Consider the following 26,570-nt stretch of genomic DNA (forward strand, 5'->3'; position numbering starts at 1 on the left):
AGCGGCCGGCACATGCGACGCGAGATCGCCATCATCGTCTTTCCGGGATTCCAGCTGCTGGATGCCGCCGGTCCGGTTGCGGTGTTCGAGATGGCGGAGCGTTTTCGTCCGGACAGCTACACGATCAAGGTGCTGGCCCCGGGCGGCGGCATCGTGCGCAGCTCCTCGGGCGTGTGTTTGGCGGCCGCGCCGCTGGCGCCGGGGTGTTTCGACACGGTGATCGTTTCGGGCGGGAACTTGGCACAGGTCGAGGAGAGTCAGCGCGACATCATGGCCTGGCTGGGCGTGGACGCGCGGCGGCGCACGGCGGGCGTCTGCTCCGGCGCCTTCTTCCTCGCGGAGGCTGGCCTGCTCGACGGCCGCCGCGCTACCACGCACTGGGACGCAGCCGAACGCTTCCGGCTGCGTTACCCAAAGGTGCGGCTGGATGCCGACCGGATGTTCGTGAGGGACGGCGAGGTGTGGACGTCGGCAGGCATCTCCGCCGGGATCGACCTGGCGTTGGCGCTGGTCGAGGATGATCTGGGTCCCGGCATCGCGCGGCGCGCGGCGCAGCAACTGGTGGTGCACCAGCGGCGGCACGGTGGGCAGTCGCAGTACTCCGCGCTGGTGGAACGTGGCGGCCGCACCGGGCGTTTCGGCGAGCTGATCGACTGGATGCGTGCGCGCATCGCCGAGCCGATGACGATCGAGCGGTTGGCCGAGCGTGCCGCGATGAGCCCGCGGAACTTCGCCCGCGCCTTCGCCGCGGAGATCGGCGCGACGCCGGCGAAGGTCGTGGAAGGCCTGCGCCTTGAAGCCGCGCGCATCGCGGTAGAGACCAGCCATCTCAGCCTGGACCACATCGCCGCGTCGACGGGTTTCGGCGATGCCAGTCGCATGCGCCGCGCCTTTGTCCGTGCGCTGGGCATGTCGCCGCAATCCCTTCGTCGCGGCGCAGCCGCCTGATCGCAGCATGCTGTCGCCGGCGTGCCGCACATGCGCGGCGCGTAGGCGCGTTGGCTGTTTTTGTCCGGAAATTGTCCTTGCCGGCAAGGCGCGATCCGCCCATAAAAGGGCGCCTCGGAGCAGGCCGGCAAACGCGGCTTGCCGAGGAACATTCCCCAACCTTACGTACGAGGATACGCATGCGCCTGATCCGTTTCGTTTCGGCTTGGCTGCTGTTGTGTGCCGGTGTCGCGCAGGCGTCGGCACCGGCGACCGTTGCCGCCGCGCCCGCCACGCGGCTGGACCACATCTTGCTGTGGGGGCGCGGGATCGATCAGTCCACCGCAGTCATGGCGGTCAAGCTGGGCTTCCAGGTGCGGCCGGGGCACGACCCTGGCGGTGTGGCCAACCGCTACATCCGACTGGCCGACAGCAGTTTCATTGAACTGCTAGGCATCACCCGGCCCGATCCCGCGTTCGATCCGGGCATGAAGGAGGACCAGCAGGCGTTGAAGGGTGGGCCGGGTTCGCGCACCTTTGGTTTTCGCACTTCCTCGCTGGATGCGATTCACCGCTCGCTGCAGGCCTTGCACTACGCGGTCACGCCCTTCTTCTCCGGCCCCGACAGCGCAAAGCCTGGTTGGCAGCTGTTCGCGTTCGACCGCGCGCCGCTGTCGAGCAACACCTTCTTCATCGACTACGCGGACGGCTATGCGCCCGACCAGTTCGATCCCGCCAACGCCGGCGACTACCGTGCGACGCGCGAGCATCCCAACGGGGCGCGCGAGCTGTCATCGATCTGGCTGGTGTCGGCCGACGCCGATGCCGATCGCCGCCAGCTCGAAACGATGGGTTACGGCCATGCGGTGCCGGTCAAGCTGCCGGCGCTCGGCGCGAAGGGCTATTGCGTGCCGGTCGGTCCGACCGCGCTGCTGGCGCTGCAGCCCGACGGCGCGGGCATCGCTGCGCAGACCATGGCGAACGGCGGCCCGCGCGTCCTGGGCGTGAGTATCGGCGTGAGCGACCTCGGCCGCGCGCAGCGCTGGGTGGAGCGTGGCTATGAGCGCCCGCTGGCGACCTACCGCGGCCTGTCCGGCGCATCCATCCTCGCGCCGACACAAGACGATCTCGGCCTGTCCATCGAATTCCATGCAATGCAGTCAGGGGTGTCGCCCTGCGCTGGCGCGAGTCTCTGATCCCTGATGGCCCGCGCCGTGCGTGATGGCGCGCAGGCGGGGGCGGCGAGCCTGCGCGCGGTCAGTGCAGGCTGGTGAGCTGGTAGCCCACGTACAGCACCAGGAACAGCGCCAGCGCGACCAGCAGCGCGGTCAGCACGCGCTCGACCATGGTGCCGCGGTAGGCCGCTGCGGCTTCGGCCTGGATAAGCCGGCTGTTGCGATAGAAGCTGCGCGTGGCGAGCAGGATCAGGGCGGCGCCCAGCAGGATCATGCCCAGGCCCAGCCACTCGGAGGCGCGCAGGTGCAGGCCGCTGTTCAGCACGGAACCGCGCGTCGTGTAAATGAGGAAAACGTCGAAGCGCTCGATCAGGAAGCCGAAACCCATCAGCGACACCGCCGTGCGAATCCAGGCGAGATAGGTGCGTTCGTTGGCGGAGAGATCGCTGAAGTGGGGGATCATGGAGATGGTCCGCGCAAGAGTTGGGGCCAGTCTAGCCCGCGCCTGCGCAAGCATGTTTCCGGGCCAGGCCGGAGTGCCGTTTGTCAGGTGGTCCGCAGCGGTGGCGGCGCCTCCGTTCGTGGGATGATCGGAGGGTCCCCTCATCGAGAGAACCCCATGAACGATCGTGGCGATGTGATGCATTCGGGCCGGCGCCGCTTCCTGCAAGCTTCGGCGCTCGGTGCGGCGGCACTGCCGGTGGCGATGCTGGCCGGCAACGCCGCTGCGGCGGAAGCGGATGGCATCAAGCTGCCGGCATCGATCCTCGCCTTGCAGCCGGTGAAGTCGCAGATCGTGCCGATCACCGACGACGAACGCCGCGGCCGGCTGGCCCGGGCGCAGGAGCTGATGGGGCAGCACGGCATCGACGCCATCTACCTCGACGGCGGCACCACGCTGGACTACTACACCGGCATGCACTGGTGGACCAGCGAGCGCCTGATGGGCATGCTGCTGCCGCGTTCGGGCGACCCGGTGTACATCACGCCCGCGTTCGAGCGCAGCCGCGCGCTGGAGCAGATCCGCTTCGGCCACGACGTGCGTACCTGGCAGGAGAACGAGAGCCCCTACGCGCTGATCGCGCAGGCGATGCGCGAGAAGCACGCCGGCACCGGCACGCTGGGCATCGAAGAGAAGGTGCCGTACTTCCGCGCCAACGGCCTCGCCGAGGCCATGCCGCAGGCGAAGCTGGTGCCGGCGACGCCGGTCACCGCCGGCTGCCGCGCGATCAAGAGCCCTGCGGAACTGGCGCTGATGCAGGTGGCGAACAACGCCACGCTGGCCTTGTACAAGGCGGTCTGGCAAGGCCTGGAACCCGGCATGACCCAGCAGCACATCGCGGCATGGGTGGACGCCGGCTACGCGCGCATGGGCTTGCGCGGCGACGCCAGCATCAACGTCGGCACCTATACCGCGCTGCCGCACGGTTCGCGCGAACCGCAGGTGATCCGCGAAGGCACGCCGGTGATGTTGGACGACGGTTGTTACGTCGAGGGCTACGAGAGCGACATCACCCGTACCTTCACCCTGGGCAAGGCCAGCGACAAGATGAAGCGGGTATTCGATATCGTGCGCAAGGCGCAGCAGGCCGCACTCGCGGCGGCGCGTCCGGGCGCGACGATGGCATCGGTCGATGCCGCCGCGCGCAAGGTGATCGCCGATGCCGGCTACGGCCCCGGCTACACGTATTTCTCGCACCGCCTCGGCCATGGCATCGGCATGGACATGCACGAGTGGTACTACCTCGTCGAAGGCAATACGCGGAAGATCGAGGCAGGCATGACCTTCAGCGATGAACCCGGCATCTACATCCCCGGCGAATTCGGCGTGCGGCTGGAAGACGACATGCATGTCGGCGCCGACGGCGCGCGCTGGTTCACGCCGCAGAGCCCGTCCATCGAGAAGCCGTTCGGGTAAGTGCGCAGCAGAGGGCGGGCCCGCGGCGGGCATGCCCAGGCGGAATCATCAGGCTCGGGAATAGTGAAGGTGGCGAACATGAAGAAGGCTGTTGTGCGGCGCTGGCTGCCAGGGTGTGCCGCGTTGCTGGCGACATGCGCGGTTTCGGCGGCGAGCCCGCACGACGCGAACTCTGCACGGTTCGCGCCGGGTTCGCGCGTGGTGACCACGGCCGAGCCGCCGGTGTCGCGGCCGGCGGGCAAGCCGTGCATGGTGACGCTGTTCGACCACGAGGCGTTCGACGACAAGGGTGACGGTTCGTCGATGGCCGCGCGGCCCCACCGCTTCGACTTCACCCCACCCGAGGGCTGCGCAGGCGGCTGGGGCAAGGTGGTGCTGGAGGCGGATTTCTCGGTGCCGGCCGGCCGCCAGTTCGACCGCACCGTGGCGCTCTGGCTCGGCGGCGTGAACCTTTATTTCGGTACCACCATCGAGCCCGAGCCGGACGTGGCCCAGCACTGGCATGTGGAGCGCGACCTCAGCGACTACGCCGCGCTGTTCCGGCAGGCGCGGGCGGGGCAGATGATCCTCAACAACTGGGTGAGCCCCACCACCGATCAGCCGATCTACGTGGATATGCGCCTGGCGTTCTATCCGGAAGGCGCCGGTCAGCCGATCGCGGCGTCCGCCGACCGTGTCTACCCGTTGAGCAGCGATCCGCGCGGCGAGCAGGCCGAACTCGACACCCCACAGCAGAGCCTGTCGCGCACGATCAGCTTCCCGCGTAACGTGGAGCGCGCCTATCTCGACGTGATCGCGCAAAGCCAGTCGCACGACGAACGCTGGTACACCTGCGTCGACCAGGCCTACCTGGAGAAGACGCGCGACTACTCGCTGGAGTCGTTCGAGGCCTGCGACGGCGGCAGCTTCCGCGGCATGGAGGTGCTGGTGGATGGCAAGCCGGCCGGGTTGGCGCCGGTCTATCCGTGGATCTTCACCGGCGGCGTGGCGCCGCACCTGTGGCTGCCGACGCCGGCCATCCAGACCACGAACTTCATTCCGGCGCGGGTGGACCTGACACCGTTCGCCGGCGTGTTCGACGATGGCAAGCCGCACACGGTGGCCGTGCGTGTGCCGGGCGCCGATCACTTCTTCAACGTTGCGGCAAACCTGCTGGTCTATCAGGACCCGCACGCCAGCCAGTTGAGCGGCGAGCTCACGCAGGACACGCTGGCCGAGCACCAGCCGGCGGAACTCGTCGTGCGCGACACACTGCATGCCGATGCCGCCGGTCGCATCGTGGGCACGATCACCACCGACCAGACGCAGTCCGGGGTGATCGCCGGTCGCCTGCACACACCGCGCGGCACCCTGGACATTACGGTGCGCTACGACAGTGACTTCCATAACCATCAGAGCTTCGCGCGACCGGGCGAGAAGCGCTACGACGAGACCATCGACCAGTTGGGCATGACGTCGGTGGCGGTGAAGCGCACTCTGGACGGCCGCCCTCTGGACGGCTACACGGTAGAGCAGCGCGATCCGCTCTACCTCTCCTCGCGCAAGACCATGATCACCAAGGGACAGGACTTCACCGCCGAGGTGGCGATGAAGCAGGGCCATCGCATTGATAGCTGGCGCACGGATGCACGGGGCGCAAGCTACCACGCCGTGCTGGACGAAAGCCTCACCACCCGCGACCACGCCGACGGCAAGACCATTCCCGACCCGCTCGACCGCACGAGCTTCGCGCACGATGAGGCAGGCGGCGAACAGGTGAGCTTCGCCGACTCGCTGGGCAGTTGCTACCGCACCACCATCCAGTCGCGCGACCAACGCCTGACGGCGGCGAGCGAGGGCAGCGGATGCCCCGGCAACGCCAATCACCTGGACAGTCGCTCGCGTCCCGATCATCCGTGGCTGGCGCCGCTGAGCCCGCTCCCCGTGAATCGGGAGCAGGCGGCAGCCGGCAAGCACTGAAGATCATGCAAGGGCGGTTGCCGGATGCAGCGCCGCCGTTGTCCCCTTCGGGTTATTTCGGATCCAGTGTCACCGAAATTTCGGTGATCGAGTCGACCGGGATCTTGTTTTGCGGCGGCCGACTCATGCCAGCATCCGGTGATCTGCGGCGCGAATGGCATAGTGCTGCGGCGTGCTGCGTCGTAGAGCGCGTCGCAGGGAGAGCTTCGGTGCGATGCAGACCAAAGCGAGCCCGCCGGTCGCTCGCGCAAAGTGCGCAGCACCGGCGAAATGACGCCAAGCCGCTTCAGCTTGCATCGCGACGGCCTGGCTGTCACCGCTCAGCCAGGTCGTTTCCGCGGGTGCTTGCCGAGTCATGCAGATCGCCCCGTGGTTGCCGGACAAGCGCATCGTGCACCGCCTGGTTCATGCCGTCCCTGCCATCGCGCCGGGCGAGATGCGCGGATCATGTCGCTCCTGTCGGCCCTTTTGATTCCATTTGAGCGAAGATCGGGCGAAAACCCCAGTTAAGGGATTGACGCCGCTTGCGTGTAGTACATTGCGGGCATATAGCCGGCTACCTGCAATGTACCAAGGGGCAAAGGAGGGGATTCATGTCCGACAGGAAGTGTGGACTGCGGCCGTGTGCCGTGGCATTTGCAGTGGCGCTCGCGTTGGGATTGTCGGGCTGTGGAGATTGTGATGCAAACATCAAGCCCACCCAGCCACCACAGGTAGGTGGCAGCGATTTTGCCGGGGGTAATGTAAACGTCAATGCCGGTAATGCCACCGTCTGGCCCGCCGACATCAGCGGCTCAATTGACTTGGTGAAAGTGGGGGCTGGTACGTTGGTACTGACCGGCACCGACAGCTACACCGGCGGTACCACAGTTAGCGCCGGCACTTTGCAGCTTGGCAACGGCGGTACGAGCGGAGTAATCACCGGCGACGTGATCGATAACGGGTCCCTGGTGTTCGACCGCAGCGACAACGTGACTTTCACGGGCATCATCAGCGGCAGCGGCTCGTTGGTGCAGGCTGGCACAGGGACGTTGACCCTGACGGGGAAAAGCACCTACACCGGCGCCACCGCGATCAGCGCAGGCACGCTGGCACTGACCGGTAGCGCCAGTCTGGCGAGCTCCGCTGGGGTAAGCGACGCGGGTACATTTGACATTTCGGGTACCAGCAGTGGTGCGACGATCGTGAGCCTGTCGGGCAACGGTACAGTGATGCTTGGCGAGCAGACGCTGACGGTGAGCAATGCCGCAGGCACGTTCGGTGGCGTCATCAAGGGTAGCGGCGATTTGCGATTGGCAGGTGGGACGGAAATACTGACGGGAGCGAATGCTTATACGGGTGGTACCACCATCAGCGGTGGCATCTTGCAGTTGGGAGGTGGTGGTACGAGTGGCGCAATCACCGGCGACGTGATCGACAACGGCTCTCTGGTATTCGATCGCAGCGACAGTGTGAGTTTCAGCGGCATCATCAGTGGCAATGGCTCGCTGACACAGGCCGGCACCGGCACCCTGACCTTGACGGGTGACAACACCTGCACCGGCGGCGCCACGATCAGCGCTGGCACTTTGCAGCTAGGCAACGGCGGTGTGACCGGTATGGTCGCCGGCAACCTGACGGACAATGGATCGCTGATATTCGACCGCAGCGATGACGTGAGTTTTAGTGGCTTCGCCGCTGGCAGCGGCACACTGACGCAAGCCGGCACGGGTACCTTGACGCTGACGGGTAACAACACCTACACCGGCGGCACCACGATCAGCGCTGGCATCTTGCAGCTAGGCAACGGCGGTGTGACCGGTGCGATCACCGGCAACGTAGTGGACAACGGATCGCTGATATTCGATCGCAGCGACGATGTGAGTTTCGGCGGTGCCGTCACTGGCAGCGGCTCGCTGACCCAAGCCGGCACTGGCATGCTGACTTTGACGGGCACCAATACCTACACGGGCGGCACCACGATCAGCGCCGGCATCTTGCGGTTCGGCGACGGTATCCGTACTGGCTCGGTCGCAGGTGATATCACGGACAACGCCTCTCTTGTGTTCAGCCCAAGCAGCAATCTGAGCTACGCGGGCATGATCAGCGGGAGCGGCTCGTTAGTGAAGGCCGGTGGCGGCACGTTGAAACTGACTGGCGTCAGTAGCTATGCCGGTGGTACTACGGTGAGTGGCGGCGTTCTAGAAATTGCGGCTGGAGCGGTGCCTGGTGCCGGCAGCATTACGGTGTTCGGTATCTGGCCCTCTTCAAATCCTGATCAGATGTTGCAGGTGGATAGTGGCGCCTCACTTTCCAATCAGATTGTGCTGGACGGCTTTGGAGTACTGAACAATGCCGGGAAACTCAGTGGCAATCTTGGTGCCGCCGTAAAAGGCGCGGACCCTTTTGTCACTATCGTGAATCATGATGGCGGCATCATCGAAGGAAATGCTTCCGCTGTGGCGTTTTTTTCCAATGGTACGGTCGAAAACAGCAGCGGCGGCATCATTGAAGGAGGCAGCTTTGGCGTGGTAATGAATGACGGAGGGACGGTCTCCAATGACGGTGCCGGAAGCATCATTCGATCGCCAGGTGGAATGGCCGTCCAGGTGTCAGGAGAAACTGGTGTCGTGACAAATACCGGTGGTGGCACGATCATGAGCAGCTTGACACCGGTTTATTTGCAACATGGCGGCACCGTGACCAATGGGGCAGGGTCCACCATTGAGACGACCGCGGCAAGGAGCGGGGATTGTGCAAGCACAGGCATTTGCAGCATTTTCGTAGCCTGGGGAGACAGCACTGTTTCCACTTTCGACGGCGGGCTGACGCTGAGCAACGCGGGGAGCATCATCGGCAACGTGCAGATGATTCAAGCCGCGCGCAACTATGTCACGTTATCGGCGGGTGGCTCCATTCATGGCAACTTGCTTATAGGCTCGAATAGTGCCTCGCTTTTGATGTTGAACGGTGATGCGGGAACGGTGCAGTTGTACTCGCAGGCCGTTACCGGTGCGACCACGTTTGCAGGATTATTTCGGAAGTCCGGCGATGGTAGGTGGATCATCGACAACAACGAACTTGACTCGTCAAGTTCGACCGAAATAGACGGTGGCACGCTGCAAGTCGGCAATGGTGCAGCCGAAGGCTCGATCGGCCAAGGTACGATCAAGGTCCTCGGCGGCTCGCTGGTGTTTGACCGCAGTGATGACCTGACTTTCCAGGGGCAGATTGTGGTTGGGCAATCCGGTGCTTTGGTACAAGCCGGCACCGGTACGCTGATACTGACTGGCAATACCTTCAGCGGGCCAGCCTCCGGCGTCACCATCAAAAGTGGTGCCTTGCAAGTAGGTGACGGTGGTACGGCCGGTATGCTTTCCGGTGATGTGGCGAACAACGGATCACTGGTTTTCGACCGTGGCGACAACGTGGCCTTCAACGGTGTGATTTCCGGGACGGGATCCCTGACGCAGCAGGGAGCCGGCACGTTGACTCTGTATGCGGACAACACATATACGGGAGACACCGTCGTCAATAACGGTATGTTGCGGGCGTTGTCGACTTTGCCCGGCAACGTAATAGTGAATGCCGGAGCTGTACTTGATGGTGCCTCTTACTATGGGGCGCCGCCTGGCGTATTCCAGGTGGCCGGTAATCTTTCCAATGCCGGCACGGTGGCCGTTCATGGACGTGATTCCACAGTGATTGGAGACTATGTCCAGTCATCTACGGGCACGTTGGCGGTCAGTCTCGGCAGCAAGCTCACTGTGCTCGGTGCGGCCAAGCTCAACGGTGGCATACTGGAGGTGACCGGTGCCGACAGCGGCTATATAAGCAATGTCCACACCAATGTCCTTACTACGGGCAGAGGTGTTAGCGGCACCTTCAGCCAGTTGGTCAAAGACGCCGGCGTGGTATTTATCGCAACGACCATCAATTACGACGCCAGCAGCGTATGGCTGGATACCACCGGTCTCAACGTGACCACCGCGGCGGCAGGTGCGGGCGTCAGCTACACACCGGCTTCCATGGGCAGCGCACTGCGCGTACAAGCGGCCTTCGAGCAACTCGACAGCAAGATCGCAACCGACAATCTTTCGAGCGTGTCGAGCAATTTCCTGAGGGCCGCAGGCCAGTTCCAGCAGGCACCCACCCTGCAGGCCGCGCAAGCTTCGCTGCAAAGCCTGTCCGGTGAGTTGCATGCAGCCAGCGCAGCGATGACTTTCGAGGCGATCGATGCATCGAGTCGTGCGTTGTCGGACCGCTTCGACAAGCTGCTCGGCAAGGAGGCGAGTTTCGGCGCATGGACGCAAAGCCTCGACATGGGCGGCAGCATGGCTCGCACCGGCTATGACGGCGTCGGTTTCCAGTTGAACGGCTGGCTCGTTGGCAGCGATCGCCAGATTGGCCATTCCGGAGTGGCCGGTTTTGCTTTCGGCCAGAGCCAAGGCCTGCAGCAGACGGGGCAGGGCTTCGGCCGCGACAACAGTCGGAGTACCGAGAGCATGGTGTACGCGGGCTGGTCTGACGGTAATTGGTACACGCAGGGACGGGTTGGTTTCGGCCACCTTCAACAGGATGTCAACAGGCAGGTTCTGTTGGGCTACAACACGCAGGGCGTTTCTACCCAGTACAGCAGCAATTTCAGCGTGGCTTATGGTGAGAGCGGTCTGTATCTGAACTATCGTGGTACCCGCATTACGCCATTTGCCAATGTGGAGTACGCAAGCATCAAACGTGGCGGCTTCGCTGAACAGGGCGCCAGTGGTTTTGGCTTACAGAGCGAAGCGCAGACGACAACTCGCTGGCAGGCGGGCCTTGGCGTGCGGGCAAGTCGTCATTGGAACCTGGGCGATGGCCGGGCCGTGGATTTCAGTGCCCGTGCGCAATGGCAGCGTACCTTGGCAACCCGGGGCGATGTGTTCGACGCCAGTTTCGTGGGCGTGCAGCAATGGCAGCCGCTGACAGGTATCGGACTGTCCCGCTACAGCGGTTTGCTGGGTTTGGGGCTGGATGCAACGCTGTCGGCGCGAGCAGCCCTGAACTTCGGCTACGACTACGAAGTCGGTCAGCGGGAAAGTGCGCAAATACTGTCGGCGCGACTGAACGTGGCGTTCTGAGGCGGATCAGACTCTCCGTTGCTGACGCCGCCAGGCAAGGACCTGCATCAACCGAGATAGCTCCCCCTCCCTCACATGCGAGGGAGGGGCTCGGCATTTTCTGGACGGTTCAGCGATTGCCGCCCGTCACGCAGGGTTGCGGTGCGCCGGCGGGTGAGGCATCCGCGCCCCAATTGGCCGCAGGCAGCGCCGCCTTGCCCTCGCCCTGGAAGGACATTGCCGAGTGGCCCAGTTGCAGCTGGTAGTCGCCGGCGGGTTGCTGCCAGTGCTGGCCTTGGCCGTCGAAATTCGCCAGCAGGCGCGGATCGGCGGTCGCCACCAGATGCGCGGACTGGCCGGGCTTCAGGCTGACGCGGCACCAGCCGGCCAGCCGCCGCACTTCGCCCGGGCCGGGCAAGGTCACGTAGAGCTGCGGCACGTCCACGCCCGCGCGCGAGCCGCGGTTGGTCACGGTGAACGAGGCCGTGATGCGGCCATGCTCGACGCGCGGCTTGAAGTCGCTGTAGTCGAAGTGTGTGTAGCTCAGGCCATAGCCGAACGGGAACAGCGGTTCGCGCTGTTTGTGCTGGTACCAGCGGTAACCTACGTTGGCGCCTTCGATGTTGTAGTCCACGTCCTGGGCTGGCTGGCCTTGCGGCGGCTGGCCCATGGACGTGAGCGCGGCACCGGGGATTTCGGGGCGCGGCAGTTGCGATTCGTCGCGCGGCCAAGTCACCGGCAGGCGACCGGACGGATCGACTTCGCCGTAGAGCAGCCGAGCGATGGCCTCGCCGCCGCCCGCGCCGGGGTACCACGCCTCCAGCACGGCACCTACCTGGTTCAGCCATGGCATGGCGAGCGGGCCGTTGTTCTCCAGCACCACGATGGTGTGCGGGTTGGCCTTGGCCACGGCTTCGACCAGCGCATCCTGCTTGCCGGGCAAGGTCAGCTGCGGTGCGTCGATACTTTCCGCCGCCCACTGCTCGACGAACACCACCGCGACCTTGGCCTGCGCAGCGAGTTTTGCCGCGGCGGCGATGTCGTCGCCGCTGGCGTAGTCCACCTTGCCGCGTGCGCGTCGTTCGATCGCTGCCAGCGGCGCCGAGGGCTGGTACAGGCGCGGGCCGGGCCAATCCGTGGGCGCAAGGCCCGGCACCGCGTTGCCCTGCGGCGACTGCACCGCCGAGGAGCCGCCGCCGGTCAGCACGCCTTTGTCGGCATGGCCGCCGATCACCGCCACGGATTGCGTAGCGGACAACGGCAGCAGCGCCTCCTGGTTGCGCAGCAGCACCGCGCCGGCTTCCTCGGCGCGCTGCGCCACCTTGCGGTCGGCATCGAAGTCGATGGAGGCCTGCGTGGCCGGATGGTCGATCGCGCCGGCCGCGAACAGGCTGCGCAGGATGCGTCGCGCCATGTCGTCGATGCGCGACTGCGGCACCGCGCCGGACGCCACCGCGGCGCGCAGCGGCTTGTCGAAGTACACCTCCTGGTCGAAGGTCTCGCCGGCGGACTCCTGGTCCAGCCCGGCCAGCACGGATTTCGCGGCACTGTGCACGGCGCCCCAGTCCGACATCACGAAGCCGGGGTAGTGCCAGTCGCGCTTCAGCACCTGGTTGAGCAGCCAGTCGTCCTCGCAGGCGTAGACCGCATTGACCCGGTTGTAGGAGCACATCACCGAGCCGGGCTTGCCGGCGGTGATGGCGATCTCGAAGGCGAGCAAGTCCGATTCGCGCGCGGCGGCTTTGTCGATGTTCGCGCTGAGCGTGTTGCGGGCGGTTTCCAGATCGTTGAGCGCGTAGTGCTTGATGGTGGAAACGAGGTGCTGGCTCTGGATGCCGGCAATGGCGTTGCCGACGATCAGGCCGGCCAGCAGCGGATCCTCGCCGGCGTATTCGAAATTGCGGCCGTTGCGCGGATCGCGCACCAGGTCCACGCCACCGGCCAGCATCACGTTGAAGCCGCGGCGGTGCGCCTCGCTGCCGATCATCGCGCCGCCGGCGTAGGCCATCGCGGGGTCGAAACTGGCTGCGGTGGCGAGGCCTGAGGGCAGGGCGGTGGCGCCGAGCTTCAGCGGCTTGGCCACGCCGAGGCCGGCGTCGCTTTCCTGGATGGCCGGCAGGCCCAGCCGCGCCAGTGCCGGCTGGTAGCCGGCCGAGCCCAGCGCGCCCGGCGACATCGTATGGCCGTTCTGGTTGTCGCCGAATTCGGTGCGGATCAGGTGGAATTTCTCATCCTGCGTCATCGCCTTCAGCACCAGCTCTGCACGCTGGTCGGGCGACAGCTTGGGATTCATCCACGGGCGCGCTTCGCCGCCTTTGGCGGCCGCCGCGCAGGTGCCGCCGAATGCCAGCAGTGCCATGCCGATGAAGGAAGCAACGCGAGTCTTGCGATGTGCCATGACATCCCCGTCCGTTTTGCCTGCCAAGGCGCAAGCATGCGCACAGCGAACGCGGGATGACAAGCGAGGACAGTCTTCAGAAGAATGTAGGCATCACTTCCAGCACCCGCAGCGCGTCGTCGACGCGCAGCACCTGCCGCCATTTGTCGAACGTCAGGCAGGGGTGGGAGGCGTCGAACGAAACGATGTCGCCGATGCGGAGGTCGGCGTCTTCGGGGATCGCGAGCATGGTGTGCTGATCCATCACCTTGCGGGTCGCACAATGCCGCAGCGCATGCGCAGGCTCGCCCGGCCGGTGCCGCTGCAGAGGGATCGGCAGGTCGGGGTCGCAGGAGATGTCGCGCTTGCCCATCGCGACGACCGCCAGGCCGGGTTCGGGCAGCGACTGCACGTGGGCGAACACGGCGAGGGCCGGCTGCAGGTTGCCTTCGAGTTCCGGGTGGCGCGCCTTCACCTCGGCCAGCGCGTCGCGGTACGAGCGGTGGTCGTGGACGACATAGCAGCCCGGTCGCAGCACCGGCGTGCAGCGCTCGCGCAGGTCCACCCGATCGAACGCTTCGGCGATCAGGTCGAACCATTGCGAACCCGCTGCAGTGACGATCGGCTTGCGGTCGGCGAACGCCCCCGCGTCCATGAGCCCGTGCAAGGTGGCGACGAGTTGGCCGGCATACGCGCGGATGCGGTCGACCGCATGCTCGCCACCGATCAGTGCTTCATAACCTTCGACACCGCAGAGCGCGATGGCCGGCGCGGCCGCGATGGCATCGACCAGCGCCGTGAGGGCGGAGGCGTCGCGCACCCCGCAGCGGCCACCGGGCACGCCGAGCTCGATCAGCACATTCAGGGTCAGGCCGCGCTCGCCGAAGAATCGGTCCAGCGCCGCGACGTTGGCCGCGCTGTCGACCACGCAGCAGTAGTCCGCGCCGCGCCCGATCAGGTCGGCGACGATCGCCATATTGGGCGTGCCGACCAGCTGGTTCGCCATCAGCAGGCGCGCGACGCCGTGCTCGAAAGCCGCGGCGCACTGCACGGCGGTAGCCAGCGTGATGCCCCAGGCGCCGGCATCGAGCTGGCGGCGGAACAGTGCGGGCGTCATCGTGGTCTTGCCGTGCGGCGCGAGTTGCGCGCCGTGGTCGTCGGCGTAGCGCTGCATCCAGGCGATGTTGTTGGCCAGCGGCGAGTCGAAGATTGCCGTGGCCGGCAAGCTCACGTCCTCGAGTAACGATTGACCGGTGATGGGGGCGCCTTTTTCAAGTTGCTGTGCCTGGAATGTCATGGGTTGCGATCTGGTCGGGAGCTGGTAGTCGATGCTGTGATGACCGGGATATTTGCTGCTTGATTTTATGCTCACGGAGCTGGCGTTTAAGGTCGCTGCATCGTCCACCATCGCCCATCATCAACGACACGTACCGGATCGAATGGGCATGTTACCCATGTCCTGCTGCGGCGGTGTCTGCTCCTCCCGGTTGGTGCGCTGCGGCAACGATCATTGCGGCGGCCCCAATGCCTGAGGCCCGGGACTTTTCATCGGTTTTCGTGTAATACATTGCGGATGCAAGTCGACGTGTCGGCTATGCGCCAGGGGAAAAGGGGGAGGGAATTCATGTCCGATGGGAAGCATGGACTGCGGCCGTGCGCCGTGGCGTTTGCAGTGGCATTCGCGCTGGGGTTGTCGGGTTGCGGCGGCGGCGGTGGCGGTGGAGGGGCAAACGTCAGACCCACGCCGCCGCCACCGATCGGGGGCAGTGATTTCACTGGGGGCACCGTCAACGTCGATGCCGGCAATACCACCGTCTGGCCCGCCGATATAGGAGGCTCGATTGACCTGGTCAAAGGTGGGGCTGGCACGCTGGTGCTGACCGGTACCGACAGCTACACGGGTGGTACCACGATCAGCGCCGGCGCCTTGCAGCTTGGTAACGGCGGCACGACGGGCTGGATCGTTGGCGACGTGACGGACAATGGTTCCCTGGTATTCGATCGCAGCGACAACGTGAGTTTCGCGGGCGTCGTCAGCGGCAGTGGTTCGCTGACGCAAGCTGGCACGGGCACGCTGATCCTGACGGGAAACAACACGTACACGGGTGGCACCACGATCAGTGTCGGCACCTTGCAGCTCGGCAACGGCGGCACGACAGGCTGGATTGTCGGCGACGTGACGGACAACGGATCTCTGGTGTTCGATCGCAGCGACAACGTGAATTTCGCGGGCGTCGTCAATGGCAGTGGTTCGCTGACGCAAGCTGGCACGGGCACCCTGACCCTGACGGGAAACGACACCTACACCGGCGGCACCACGATCAACGCCGGCACCTTGCAGCTCGGCAACGGCGGCACGACGGGCTGGGTCGTCGGCAACGTGACGGATAACGGTTCCCTGGTATTCGATCGCAGCGACAACGTGAGCTTCAGCGGCACCGTCAGTGGCAGCGGTTCGTTGACACAGGCCGGTACGGGCAGGCTGACCCTGACGGGAAACAACACGTACACGGGTGGCACCACGATCAGCGCCGGCACCTTGCAGCTTGGCAACGGCGGCACGACAGGCTGGGTCGTCGGCAACGTGACGGATAACGGTTCCCTGGTATTCGATCGCAGCGACAATGTGAGTTTCGCGGGCGTCGTCAGTGGCAGTGGTTCGCTGACGCAGGCTGGCACGGGCACGCTGACCCTGACGGGAAACAACACGTACACGGGTGGCACCACGATCAGTGCCGGCACCTTGCAACTCGGCAACGGCGGCACGACAGGGTGGGTCGTCGGCGACGTGACGGACAACGGTTCCCTGGTGTTCGATCGCAGCGACAACATGAGTTTCGCGGGCGTCGTCAGTGGCAGTGGTTCACTGACGCAGGCTGGCACGGGCACGCTGACCCTGACGGGAGGCAATACCTACGCCGGCATCACGAAGATCAGTGCGGGCACGCTTGCGCTGACGGGCAACGGCAGCGTGGCAAGTTCCAGCGGGGTGAACGATACCGGCACGTTTGACATATTGGGCACGAGCAATGGCACGACGATTGCGAGCCTGTCCGGTGATGGTACGGTGATGTTGGGCTCAAAGACGCTGACGTTGAGCAACGCCGCTGACACGTTCGGCGGTGTCATCTCAGGCACCGGTGGCCTGACGCTAACGGGGGGCACGGAAATACTGACGGGTGCGAACACGTACACCGGCGGTACAGCGATCAGCGACGGCACTTTGCAACTCGGCGGTGGTGGCACGACAGGCTGGGTTGTCGGCGATGTCACGAACAACGGCATCCTGGTGTTCGACCGCAGCGACAATCTGATCTTCACCGACATCGTGAGTGGCGGTGGCTCGCTGGTTCAGGCTGGCACAGGTACGTTGACCTTGACGGGAAGCAACACCTACTCCGGTGGTACCACGATCAGTGCTGGCATCTTGCAGCTCGGCAGCGGTGGCACGGCAGGATCGATCACTGGTGGCGTAACGGACAACGGTTCTCTGGTGTTTGATCGCAGCGACAACGTTAGCTTTAGTGGCGTGATCAGCGGCGGTGGCTCGCTGACGCAGGTCGGTACGGGTACGTTGACGCTGGATGGCAACAGCAGCAGCTTCATCGGGAGTAGCACGGTAGCTGCAGGGACGCTGGTGGTCGGCAGCGCCGCCAACAACGGCGCAGCGTTAGGTGGCAACGTGACGGTGGATGCCAGCGCCACGCTGCGCGGCCACGGCACGATCGGCGGCAATGTCGATGTCCTGTTTGGCGGCATCGTGACTCCGGGTGACTCCATCGGCACGCTCACCGTCAACGGCAACTTCACCGCTGCGCAAGGCAGCCTGATGGATTTCGCTTTTGGCGCGCCGGGAGCAAATTTCCACCAGGCCGCCGGCACTGGCGACAACGTGATTGTGGGCGGCAACCTCATCCTCAACGGTGCCACGCTCAACGTCACTAATACGGGTGGCATGGGGCCGGGCTTATACAACATCTTTAGCTACGGCGGCACCTTGACTGAGACGAACGGCGGCCTGCGCCTGGGTAGCACGGCTGGCCAGACACTGTTCCTGCAGCACCTGACGGCATCGAAGCAAATCAATCTCGTGAATACCACGGGATACACGGTGCACTTCTGGAATGCGAACGGGCAGGCCAGCGGCACGCAGATAGGCGGTGGCAGCGGTACCTGGTCTGCAACATCGCAAGTGTGGACGGATATAACCGGTGCCGTGCCGAACGGCCCAATGTCGCCACAGCCGAGTTTCGCGGTCTTCGCTGGCGCGCCGGGCACGGTAACGGTGGATGATGGCGCAGGCAACGTCAGCGCCACCGGCCTGCAGTTCGCGGTGGATGGCTATACGCTTACAGGCAGCACTCTGACACTGGTGAGCACTATCACCAATGGCTTCGCCAGCCAGCCGTTCATCAACGTGGGGAACGGCACCAGTGCCGGTGCTGGCATGACGGCGACGATAGCCAACGTGCTGGTCGGCACAAACGGATTCAACAAGACCGACTTCGGCACGCTGGTGCTGACTGGCGCCAACACCTATGGCGGCATAACCCAAGTGAACGGCGGTGCACTTGAGATCGCGCCGGGTGGCGTACCCGGTAGCGGCCAAGTGGTGGTGGACGACAGTTCCAACCAGGCTTCGACGCTGCGGGTGGACAATGGTGCGTCGCTACCCAATCTCGTCGTGCTGAGCAACGGCGGAATGCTGGACAATGCCGGTACGCTCAACGACCCCGCCAGCGGTTACACGGTGGTATCAGACATCGGTACGGCGACCGTCAGCAATACGGGCACTATCACGGGCATCCAGACCGCCGTGGGGCTGTCGTATGGCGGCTCCATCAACAACACAGGCACCATCACGGGCAACATAGATGGCGCGTCGCTGACGGGCGGCGGTTCGATCAGCAATATCGGCGGCACCATTACAGGCACCAGCAGGACCGGCGTGACGCTGACGGGCGGTGGTTTGATCAGCAATGTTGGCGGCACCATCAGTGGTGGCATCACGGGGGTATCCATCGCAGTAGCCGCCGGTAGCCTTGTTAACAATAACGGCGGCATCATCCGAGGTCCGGCGGACGGCGTCCTGGTGGTAAACGGTGGCACGATCACCAATGGCGCTGGCTCGTTGATCGAAACCACCGGTACTACCTCCGGCGACTGCAACGCCAGTGGCGATTGCGCCATCTTCGTGCCCGCGTCCTGGCCGACGTCGGGAAGCAATGGCGGTCCGCTGAGTCTGAGCAACGCCGGCAGTATTGTCGGCAACGTGCAGTTATTCATGGGTGCTGCCAATACCGTCGAGTTGACCGCAGGGGGTTCCATTCAGGGCGATCTGTCGATTGGCACCAGTACGCAGTCGACGCTGACATTGGACGGTGACAACGCAACACCGCAGTTGTATTCGCATGCTGTCACCGGTACTACGACCTTCGCCGGAAACCTCGTCAAGAGCGGTAGTGGCACCTGGGTCATCGATAACAGCGCTCTCCAGAACGTAGTCGATACATCCGTCAATGCCGGGACGTTGCGCGCAACTCAAATGCTCTCGGGCGAAGTAACCGTAGGTGCTTCAGGCAACCTCGATGCGGTGCCCGGCGTGGTCGGGGATCTATCCAATGTCGGGAGAGTCGCCGTTCACGGCGGTGATTCCACTGTTGGCGGCAATTACACCCAGGCATCCACGGGCACATTGGCCGTCAGCTTGGGTAGCAAGCTCGCCGTGACCGGTACGGCTACACTCAATGGCGGCACGCTGGAGGTGACCGGTGCTGACAGCGGGTACGTGGCCAACACCCACACCGACGTCCTTACCGCGACAGGAAGCCTGACCGGCACTTTCGCCCAACTGGTCAAGGACACCGGTGTCGTGTTCACTGCGACCACCATCCAGTACGACGCCAACAGCGCCTGGCTGGATACCACCGGCCTCAACGTGACCACTGCAGCGGCAGGTGCCGGCGTGAGCTATACGCCGGCTTCCATGCAAAGCGCGCTGCGCGTGCAGGCTGCCTTTGAGCAGATCGACAGCAAGATCGCGACCAACAATCTTTCAGGTGTTCCTGGCGATTTCCTGCATGCCGCAGGCCAGTTCCAGCAGGCGCCCACCTTGCAGGCCGCACAGGCTTCGCTGCAAAGCCTGTCCGGCGAGTTGCACGCAGCCAGCGCGGCGATGACCTTCGAAGCCATCGATGCGTCCAGCTGCGCGTTGTCTGATCGCTTCGATAGCCTCTTGGGCAAGCGCTCCAGTTTCGGCGTGTGGACACAGAGCCTCGACGTCGGGGGCGACATGGCACGCACCGGTTATGACGGTGTCGGGTTCCAGTTGAACGGCTGGCTGGTTGGTAGCGACCGCGAGATTGGCCACTCCGGGGTGGCGGGTTTTGCATTCGGCCAGAGCCAAGGTAGGCAACAGGCAGACCAGGGTTTCGGCCGCGACAACAACCGCAGTACCGAGAGCATGGTGTACGCGGGTTGGCTCAACGGCAATTGGTATACGCAGGGGCGTGTCGGTTTTGGCCATTTCCAGCAGGATGTCAACCGACAGATCCTGTTGGGTTATAGCGCGCAAGGTGTTTCAACCCAGTACAGCGGCAACTACGGTGTGGCCTACGGTGAGAGTGGCTTGTACCTGAACTATGGCGGTACCCACATCACACCTTTCGTCGATGTGGAGTATGCAAGCATCGATCGTGGTGGTTTCGCCGAGCAGGGTGCTGGCGGCTTTGGCCTGCGCAGCGGTACTCAGGCTCTGGATCGATGGCAATCAGGCCTCGGCGTGCGCGCCGACCGCCGGTGGGATCTTGGCGATGGTCGTGCCGTGAACCTTGGTGCGCATGCGCAATGGCAGCGTACCTTGGCTTCACATGGTGACGTATTCGACGCTAGCTTCGTTGGCTTGCAGCAATGGCAGCCGCTGACCGGTATCGGCCTGTCGCGCTACAGCGCCCTGTTCGGTTTCAAGTTGGACGCGACCCTGTCGGCGCGTACGATGCTGAATTTCGGCTACGACTACGAAATGGGCCAGCGTGTCAGTGCGCAGATGTTGTCGGCGCGCCTCAACGTGGCGTTCTGACGCCACCGACTTTGTCGCGGACAAACCGGGGTGCTGCGGCAGCGCCCCTGGTGCAACGGATGCCGGAGACTGCTTGGCGCATGGCGGACAAATGGAGCGGGCGATAGTTGCTGCCGGCTGTGGTGCCTGCATACACCACTGCGACATGCGCTCGTGGGTTGTTCCAGCTCGTCATGCGCCCTGTGCCCGCACCCACTGCACGATGCCCGCGGCCTGCATCGCGCCGGCCTGGCGCGCGACTTCGCGGCCCCTCCTGAACAGCGCCAGGGTGGGGATGCTGCGGATGGCGTAACGGTTGCCTAGCGCCTGTTCGGCGTCGGTGTCGACCTTGAGCAGGCGTACGCGCGGCTCGAGCTGCGCGGCGGCCTGCGTGAAGTGCGGCGCCATCATCTGGCAGGGGCCGCACCACGTCGCCCAGAAATCCACCAGCACGGGGATGTCGTTGCGGGTGATGTGCTTCTGGAAGCCGGCCTCGTCGACGGCCAGCGGATGGCCGGTGAACAGTGGCTGGTGACACTGGCCGCAGGTGGGCGATGCAGCCAGGCGGTCGGTCGGCACGCGATTCACGGCCTGGCAGTGCGGGCACACAAGATGCGACATGTCGCTCATGGCATGAACCTCGCGGACAAGGAGAGAGTTGCACGGACATGGGGGCGGCGGTGTCCGTATCAAAGCGACGACGCTTCTGACGGGGACGCGAGGTGGTTTCCGCTCGACTCGCCGAAGACGCCGCTCATCCCTCAATGCGCAACTCCCATCCCGGCGGGTTGGGATCGGCTTTTGGCGTGGTCCAGCATGACGGATTCCGAATCGTGGGTGACGCATGAAGGCCGTGGCCAAAACCTTGTTCGCATGCTTCCTGGTCGTCGCATGCATCGCGCGGGAAGCCTGGCCACAATCGCCTGCGCCATCTTTCGATCTGCGCTTGCTCGACGCGCCGCATGCGGTGGACACCGATACCGGGACGCAGGTATTCCAGGAATTGCATCTGGCCAATTTCGCGGCCGTGCCATTGCGCCTATCCCGCGTCGACGTGGTGGATGCAGGGAATGGACATGTGCTGGCGATCTTCGCTGGCGAGGTGCTGCGGCAGCGGTTCGCACTGATCGGCGTGCCAGCCGCCGTGCGCGATCCCGTCGTCCCGCCGGGGCGGCATGGCGTGGTCTACATCGAATGGACCTTGCAAGGCAGCCATCCGCGAGTAATCGAACACATGGTGACGTACACGGTGCCGCCGGATACGGCGGCAATCGGCTTGTGGGGTGCGCGTACAGCGGTGTCGTATGCCAGCGGGGTTGCGTTGGGGCCGCCATTGCGCGGAGGCCCCTGGGTCGCGGTCCATGGAGCCGGTTGGGCCAATGGCCATCGCCGCGTCTTCAACACGGTCGATGGCGCGGCGCGTATTCCGGGGCGCTTCGCCGTCGACTGGGTGCGCGTCGATGACGCCGGGCATCTCGCGCGGGGAGATCGGAATCTGCCGCGCAACTGGTTGGGCTATGGCGCCGGCGTGCTGGCTGTGGCCGATGCCACCGTGGCGGCTGTGCGCGACGGTATGACCGAGGCTGCAAGCGTGTCCGGGAATCCCAAACATTCACTGGCGGAGGATGCGGGCAACTATGTGGCGATCCGCCTGGACGACGGCCGGTACGCGTTCTATGAGCACTTGCGGCCCGGCAGTATCGCGGTCAGGCCGGGCCAGCGTGTGCATCGCGGCGAGGTGCTTGGCGCGTTGGGCTTCACCGGCGCATCCACCGGCCCGCACCTACACTTCCATATAGCTGGCGGGCCATCCCCGACCGGGGCGGAAGGGCTCCCTTTCGCGTTCGACGCATTCGACCTGCTGGGCCGCTACGAGGATCTGAGCCAGCTCGACAAAGCAGGCTGGACGCCCAGGCGCGCGGACGAAGCCGGTCGGCGACTGGACGAATGGCCGGCGGAGAACGCGGTCGTCCGGTTTCCGGACCAATGAAAGCTGCTCAGGTGATCGACCACGCGATGGCCTGCCCCGCCCGGAACGGAATGCAATGGCTGTCGCCGAAGGGCAGGGTATCGGGCACCGTCCAGGACTTGCGCTCCAACACGATCGTGTCGGTGTTGCGCGGCAGGCCGTAGAAATCCGGGCCGTGGAAGCTGGCGAAGGCTTCCAGCTGGTCCAGCTTGCCGGCCTGCTCGAATGCTTCGGCGTACAGCTCGATGGCGGCGTGCGCGGTGTAGATGCCGGCGCAACCGCAGGCAGCCTCCTTGGCTTGCTGCGCATGCGGCGCGCTGTCGGTGCCGAGGAAGAAGTGGGGGTCGCCGCTGGTGGCCGCTTCCACCAGGGCCTGGCGGTGCGTCTCGCGCTTCAGCACGGGCAGGCAGTAATAGTGTGGCCGGATGCCGCCTTCGAAGATCGCGTTGCGGTTGAGCAGCAGGTGGTGCGCGGTGATGGTGGCGCCCACGTGGGCCGGCGCTTCGCGGATGAAGTCCACCGCGGCGCCCGTGGTGATGTGTTCCAGCACCATGCGCAGCTCCGGGAAGCGTGCGCGCAGCGGGATCAGGTGACGCTCGATGAAGGCGTGTTCGCGATCGAAGATGTCCACGGTCGGATCGGTGACCTCGCCATGCATCAGCAGCGGTAGGCCGTGCCGTTCCATCGCCTCCAGCACGGGATAGACGTGCGCCAGGTCGCGCACGCCGGCCTGCGAGTTGGTGGTGGCGCCGGCGGGGTAGTACTTCACCGCGAACACGGTGCCGCTGGCCTTGGCGCGTGCGATCTCCTCGGGCGTGGTGGCCTCGGTGAGGTAAAGCGTCATCAGCGGCTGGAAGCGCGTGCCTGCCGGCAGGCCGGCGAGGATGCGTCGGCGATAGTCCTCGGCCTGGGCCACCGTGGTCACCGGCGGCTTGAGGTTGGGCATCACGATGGCGCGCGCGAACTGCCGCGCGGTGTCGGCCACCACCGAACCCAGAGCGGCGCCGTCGCGCAGGTGCAGGTGCCAATCGTCCGGACGGATGATTTCGAGGCGCGTGGACGACATGGTGGTGCTACTCCGGTACACGAATCGGGGAACGGCGGCGCGCGGATGCGCGGGACGCGGCGTGGGCGCGCACCGCCGGATGGGGACGCCCATGGTATCGGATCGTGGCTCGCCCAGCGTTGCCATGGAGCGCGCCATCGCCGGCGCACGCCGTGCGGAAGTGACGCATGGGCGATCTCTATGCCGCATCGCTGTAGCCGGATGCCGTCGGTTTCGACGCGCTGATGCGGTCGATCGGGCGATCAGCGAGCAGGGTAGTTCGAAGCATGTGCACCTCGACCGCTGGCGCCTGAGCTAGCGGGCAGGGCGCGATCACACGCTCACCATGACCAAAGGCCCATGAGCGCGATCGTGCGGAGCGCTAGATTCGAAAGTTCTTGCGTGGAATCGCTCAGGGGAAAACCGTGATCAAGCGTTGCATGTTGATGTTGTGCCTGGGTTTCAGCGGCCTGGCTCTGGCCCAGGAGCCGGTAGATCAGGAGATGGCCAGCCGTATCCGGCAGGAGGCCTTTCACCATTCGCAGGTGATGGACATCCTCGGCCACCTCACCGAGGACATCGGCCCGCGTCTCACCAACTCGCCGCAGATGGCCAAGGCGAATGCGTGGACGCGCGAACAGTTCGGCAAGTGGGGCCTGGCCAATGCGCACGACGAGGCCTTCGACGATTTCGGCCGCGGCTGGGAGTTCAGCGAGGCCAGCGTGGACATGCTCGCCCCCCGCAGCGCGCCGCTGTATGCGCTGCCCAAGGCGTGGACGCCCGGCACAGACGGCCCGGTCGAGGGCGAGGTGATGCGGGTAAGCATCAAGAGCCGCAAGGACCTCGACCAGTACAAGGGCAAGCTCAAGGGCAGGATCCTGCTGCTGGACGATGCGCGCGAGTACAAGCCCGGCACCGAGGCCGACTGGCAGCGCTACGACGAAGACCAACTCACCGAGCTGCAGCGCCTCGACCTGCCCAAGGGCGCGACCCGCGATCGCGCCGCCCTCATCAAGCGTTACGCCGAGCGCCAGGAGCTGACGCGCACGGTCAACGCGTTCTTTGTCGCCGAAGGCGCGCTGGCCACGATCGGCATCAGCGGCTGGGACAACGGCATCATCCGCGCTGGCGGCGGCGGTTCGCGCCGCGCCGGCGAGTCCGTGGGCGTGCCGGAACTGGTGATGATGGCTGAGCACTACAACCCGCTGGTACGCGCGCTGGAGCGCAAGGAGACAGTGAAGCTGCGCGTGGACGTCAAGGCGCGCTTCACCGACGACAGCAACCGGCCCGGCTACAACACCCTTGCCGAGATTCCCGGCAGCGGCGGCAAGGCGAATGAGATCGTGATGCTGGGCGCGCACATGGATTCCTGGCACACCGGCACCGGCGCTTCCGACAACGGCGCCGGCGTGGCGGTGATGATGGAGGCCATGCGCATCCTCAAGGCGGTGGGCGCGAAGCCGAAGCGCACCATCCGCGTGGGGCTGTGGAGCGGCGAGGAGCAGGGCTTGATCGGCTCGCGCGCCTATGTGGCGAAGCATTTCGCGGCGTATCCGGAGCCCACCGATCCCGCGCAGCAGGCGCTGCCCGCCTTCCTGCGCGAACCCACCGGCACGCTGCAGAAGAAAGCCGAATACGAGCGTTTCGCGGCCTACTTCAACATGGATAACGGTTCGGGCCGCTTCCGCGGCATCTATGCCCAGGAGAACACCGCGGTGATGCCGATCTTCAAGGCCTGGCTGGAACCGTTCCACGACGTCGGCGCCACCACCGTGACCAGCCGCAACACCGGCAGCACCGACCACGTTTCTTTCGACGCCGTGGGCCTGCCGGGCTTCCAGTTCATCCAGGACAAGCTGGACTACTCCACCAACGTCCACCACAGCAACCTGGATACGTTGGACCACGCCTCCGCGGATGATCTGAAGCAGGCCGCCGCCATCGTGGCCTTCTTCGCCTGGCAGGCCGCGCAGCGCGAAGAGAAGTTGCCGCGCAAGTCGCTGGCGCAGGACTGATGGCACGACGCCCCTCTCCCCATGGGAGAGGGGTTGGGAGGAAGGAGAGGGTACGGGCGAAGCGTGTTCGCGCCGGCGCTGCGCACCACTCTCTCCCGCAGAGATAAAGAAGCGAGCCTCGCCGCTTGAGGCCCGCCAGCTGGCGTGGGACGATCCCACCGATGAGCAGCGCCTCTCCCCCGGCAACGCATCTGCGCGACCTCGCCCGCCTGCGCCGCGTGCGTGACCGCATCGATCGCGAATACGCCCAGCCGCTGGACGTCGAATCCCTGGCGGACACCATCGGCATGTCGGCCGGCCACCTCAGCCGCCAGTTCAAGCTCGCCTTCGGCGAGTCGCCCTACAGCTACCTTATGACGCGACGGATCGAGCGTGCGATGGCGCTGCTGCGTCGCGGCGACCTCAGTGTCACCGAGGTCTGCTACACGGTGGGCTGCGCCTCGCTGGGTACCTTCAGCACCCGTTTCACCGAATTGGTTGGCCAGTCGCCCAGCGTTTACCGGCGCGAGGCGGCGCTGGCGACCGCAGGCATGCCGTCGTGCGTGGCGCGCCAGGTGACGCGACCGATCAGAAATCGAGAAGCGCCGGCCACGGAAGAAACCTAGGATGGCGACACCTTCCACACCGAGCGACACCGTCATGGACATCAACATCCACGCCAGCTTTCTCCCGCACAACGACCCCGATGCCTCGCTGGCGTTCTACCGCGACACCCTTGGCTTCGAAGTGCGCAACGACGTCGGCTACGGCGGCATGCGCTGGATCACCGTCGGCCCGGTCGGCCAGCCCGGCACCGCCATCGTGCTGTATCCGCCGCAGGCCAGCCCCGGCATCACCGACGACGAGAAGCGCACCATCGCCGAGATGATGGCCAAGGGTACCTACGCGATCATGCTGCTGGCGACCCCGGACCTCGACGCCAGCTTCGAGCGCATCCAGGCCAGCGGCGCCGAGATCGTCGAGGAGCCGACCATGCAGCCGTACGGCGTGCGCGACTGCGCCATCCGCGACCCGGCCGGCAACCTGCTGCGCGTGCAGGAACGGCGCTGA

The 26,570-nt window shown here is 65.2% G+C and carries 15 protein-coding genes; 10 read left to right on the forward strand and 5 right to left on the reverse strand.

Going from position 1 to position 26,570, the window contains the following annotated elements; genetic code table 11:
* The first annotated feature begins 12 nt into the window (after positions 1–12).
* Positions 13–948, forward strand: coding sequence for a GlxA family transcriptional regulator (locus ISP14_RS09920; protein WP_404538909.1), 936 nt, complete (start codon positions 13–15; stop codon positions 946–948).
* 179 nt (positions 949–1,127) lie between these two features.
* On the forward strand, positions 1,128–2,123 hold the full coding sequence (locus ISP14_RS09925) for a VOC family protein (RefSeq protein ID WP_404538911.1): 996 nt from the start codon (positions 1,128–1,130) through the stop codon (positions 2,121–2,123).
* 61 nt (positions 2,124–2,184) lie between these two features.
* On the opposite strand, the gene ISP14_RS09930 is transcribed toward ISP14_RS09925, so the two are convergent.
* Entirely contained in the window at positions 2,185–2,565 is a 381-nt protein-coding gene (locus ISP14_RS09930) for a YidH family protein (RefSeq protein WP_404538914.1), read from the reverse strand.
* A gap of 156 nt (positions 2,566–2,721) precedes the next feature.
* Here ISP14_RS09930 and ISP14_RS09935 point away from each other — a divergent pair, with 156 nt between their 5' ends.
* From ISP14_RS09935 to ISP14_RS09945, 3 genes are all read left to right on the forward strand, one after another.
* A complete protein-coding gene (locus tag ISP14_RS09935) occupies positions 2,722–4,020 on the forward strand; it encodes a M24 family metallopeptidase (RefSeq protein ID WP_404538916.1) in 1,299 nt (432 codons plus the stop codon).
* A 78-nt stretch (positions 4,021–4,098) separates the two neighbouring features.
* Complete coding sequence (locus ISP14_RS09940) at positions 4,099–5,979, forward strand: peptide-N4-asparagine amidase (protein WP_404538918.1); 1,881 nt, start codon at positions 4,099–4,101, stop codon at positions 5,977–5,979.
* 593 nt (positions 5,980–6,572) lie between these two features.
* Positions 6,573–11,078 (forward strand): autotransporter-associated beta strand repeat-containing protein, encoded by a 4,506-nt coding sequence (locus tag ISP14_RS09945; protein WP_404538921.1) that lies wholly within the window; start codon positions 6,573–6,575, stop codon positions 11,076–11,078.
* A 109-nt stretch (positions 11,079–11,187) separates the two neighbouring features.
* Here ISP14_RS09945 and ISP14_RS09950 read toward each other — a convergent pair whose 3' ends face one another.
* On the reverse strand, positions 11,188–13,455 hold the full coding sequence (locus ISP14_RS09950; protein ID WP_404538924.1) for a beta-glucosidase: 2,268 nt from the start codon (positions 13,453–13,455) through the stop codon (positions 11,188–11,190).
* Positions 13,456–13,531: 76 nt separating this feature from the next.
* Positions 13,532–14,731, reverse strand: a complete 1,200-nt coding sequence (locus tag ISP14_RS09955) for an amino acid deaminase (protein WP_404538927.1) — start codon at positions 14,729–14,731, stop codon at positions 13,532–13,534.
* 327 nt (positions 14,732–15,058) lie between these two features.
* Here ISP14_RS09955 and ISP14_RS09960 point away from each other — a divergent pair, with 327 nt between their 5' ends.
* On the forward strand, positions 15,059–20,512 hold the full coding sequence (locus tag ISP14_RS09960; RefSeq protein WP_404538930.1) for an autotransporter-associated beta strand repeat-containing protein: 5,454 nt from the start codon (positions 15,059–15,061) through the stop codon (positions 20,510–20,512).
* Between the two features lie 171 nt (positions 20,513–20,683).
* Here ISP14_RS09960 and trxC read toward each other — a convergent pair whose 3' ends face one another.
* A complete protein-coding gene (trxC, locus tag ISP14_RS09965) occupies positions 20,684–21,121 on the reverse strand; it encodes a thioredoxin TrxC (RefSeq protein ID WP_404538932.1) in 438 nt (145 codons plus the stop codon).
* Positions 21,122–21,437: 316 nt separating this feature from the next.
* On the opposite strand from trxC, the gene ISP14_RS09970 reads away from it, so the two are divergent.
* Positions 21,438–22,481, forward strand: a complete 1,044-nt coding sequence (locus tag ISP14_RS09970) for a M23 family metallopeptidase (protein ID WP_404538935.1) — start codon at positions 21,438–21,440, stop codon at positions 22,479–22,481.
* 7 nt (positions 22,482–22,488) lie between these two features.
* Here the strand turns inward: ISP14_RS09970 and pyrC are convergent, their stop codons facing one another.
* Positions 22,489–23,526 (reverse strand): dihydroorotase, encoded by a 1,038-nt coding sequence (gene pyrC / locus ISP14_RS09975; RefSeq protein WP_404538938.1) that lies wholly within the window; start codon positions 23,524–23,526, stop codon positions 22,489–22,491.
* 419 nt (positions 23,527–23,945) lie between these two features.
* Here pyrC and ISP14_RS09980 point away from each other — a divergent pair, with 419 nt between their 5' ends.
* From ISP14_RS09980 to ISP14_RS09990, 3 genes are all read left to right on the forward strand, one after another.
* Positions 23,946–25,520: a M20/M25/M40 family metallo-hydrolase gene (locus tag ISP14_RS09980; protein ID WP_404539178.1), complete on the forward strand. Its 1,575-nt coding sequence runs from the start codon at positions 23,946–23,948 to the stop codon at positions 25,518–25,520.
* Between the two features lie 161 nt (positions 25,521–25,681).
* Positions 25,682–26,125: a helix-turn-helix transcriptional regulator gene (locus tag ISP14_RS09985; protein ID WP_404538941.1), complete on the forward strand. Its 444-nt coding sequence runs from the start codon at positions 25,682–25,684 to the stop codon at positions 26,123–26,125.
* A 1-nt stretch (position 26,126) separates the two neighbouring features.
* A complete protein-coding gene (locus ISP14_RS09990) occupies positions 26,127–26,570 on the forward strand; it encodes a VOC family protein (protein ID WP_404538944.1) in 444 nt (147 codons plus the stop codon).

The sequence above is a fragment of the Dyella agri genome (assembly GCF_044904705.1).
Lineage (GTDB): Bacteria > Pseudomonadota > Gammaproteobacteria > Xanthomonadales > Rhodanobacteraceae > Rhodanobacter_A > Rhodanobacter_A agri.

Bases quoted from the DNA above. Each gene is read 5' to 3' on its own strand.
- ISP14_RS09940 (WP_404538918.1), top strand. From the start codon at position 4,099: ATGAAGAAGGCTGTTGTGCGGCGCTGGCTGCCAGGGTGTGCCGCGTTG.
- ISP14_RS09945 (WP_404538921.1), top strand. From the start codon at position 6,573: ATGTCCGACAGGAAGTGTGGACTGCGGCCGTGTGCCGTGGCATTTGCA.
- ISP14_RS09920 (WP_404538909.1), top strand. From the start codon at position 13: ATGCGACGCGAGATCGCCATCATCGTCTTTCCGGGATTCCAGCTGCTG.
- ISP14_RS09950 (WP_404538924.1), bottom strand. From the start codon at position 13,455: ATGGCACATCGCAAGACTCGCGTTGCTTCCTTCATCGGCATGGCACTG.
- ISP14_RS09925 (WP_404538911.1), top strand. From the start codon at position 1,128: ATGCGCCTGATCCGTTTCGTTTCGGCTTGGCTGCTGTTGTGTGCCGGT.
- ISP14_RS09990 (WP_404538944.1), top strand. From the start codon at position 26,127: ATGGCGACACCTTCCACACCGAGCGACACCGTCATGGACATCAACATC.
- ISP14_RS09960 (WP_404538930.1), top strand. From the start codon at position 15,059: ATGTCCGATGGGAAGCATGGACTGCGGCCGTGCGCCGTGGCGTTTGCA.
- ISP14_RS09985 (WP_404538941.1), top strand. From the start codon at position 25,682: ATGAGCAGCGCCTCTCCCCCGGCAACGCATCTGCGCGACCTCGCCCGC.
- ISP14_RS09930 (WP_404538914.1), bottom strand. From the start codon at position 2,565: ATGATCCCCCACTTCAGCGATCTCTCCGCCAACGAACGCACCTATCTC.
- ISP14_RS09935 (WP_404538916.1), top strand. From the start codon at position 2,722: ATGAACGATCGTGGCGATGTGATGCATTCGGGCCGGCGCCGCTTCCTG.
- ISP14_RS09955 (WP_404538927.1), bottom strand. From the start codon at position 14,731: ATGACATTCCAGGCACAGCAACTTGAAAAAGGCGCCCCCATCACCGGT.
- trxC (WP_404538932.1), bottom strand. From the start codon at position 21,121: ATGAGCGACATGTCGCATCTTGTGTGCCCGCACTGCCAGGCCGTGAAT.
- pyrC (WP_404538938.1), bottom strand. From the start codon at position 23,526: ATGTCGTCCACGCGCCTCGAAATCATCCGTCCGGACGATTGGCACCTG.
- ISP14_RS09980 (WP_404539178.1), top strand. From the start codon at position 23,946: ATGTTGATGTTGTGCCTGGGTTTCAGCGGCCTGGCTCTGGCCCAGGAG.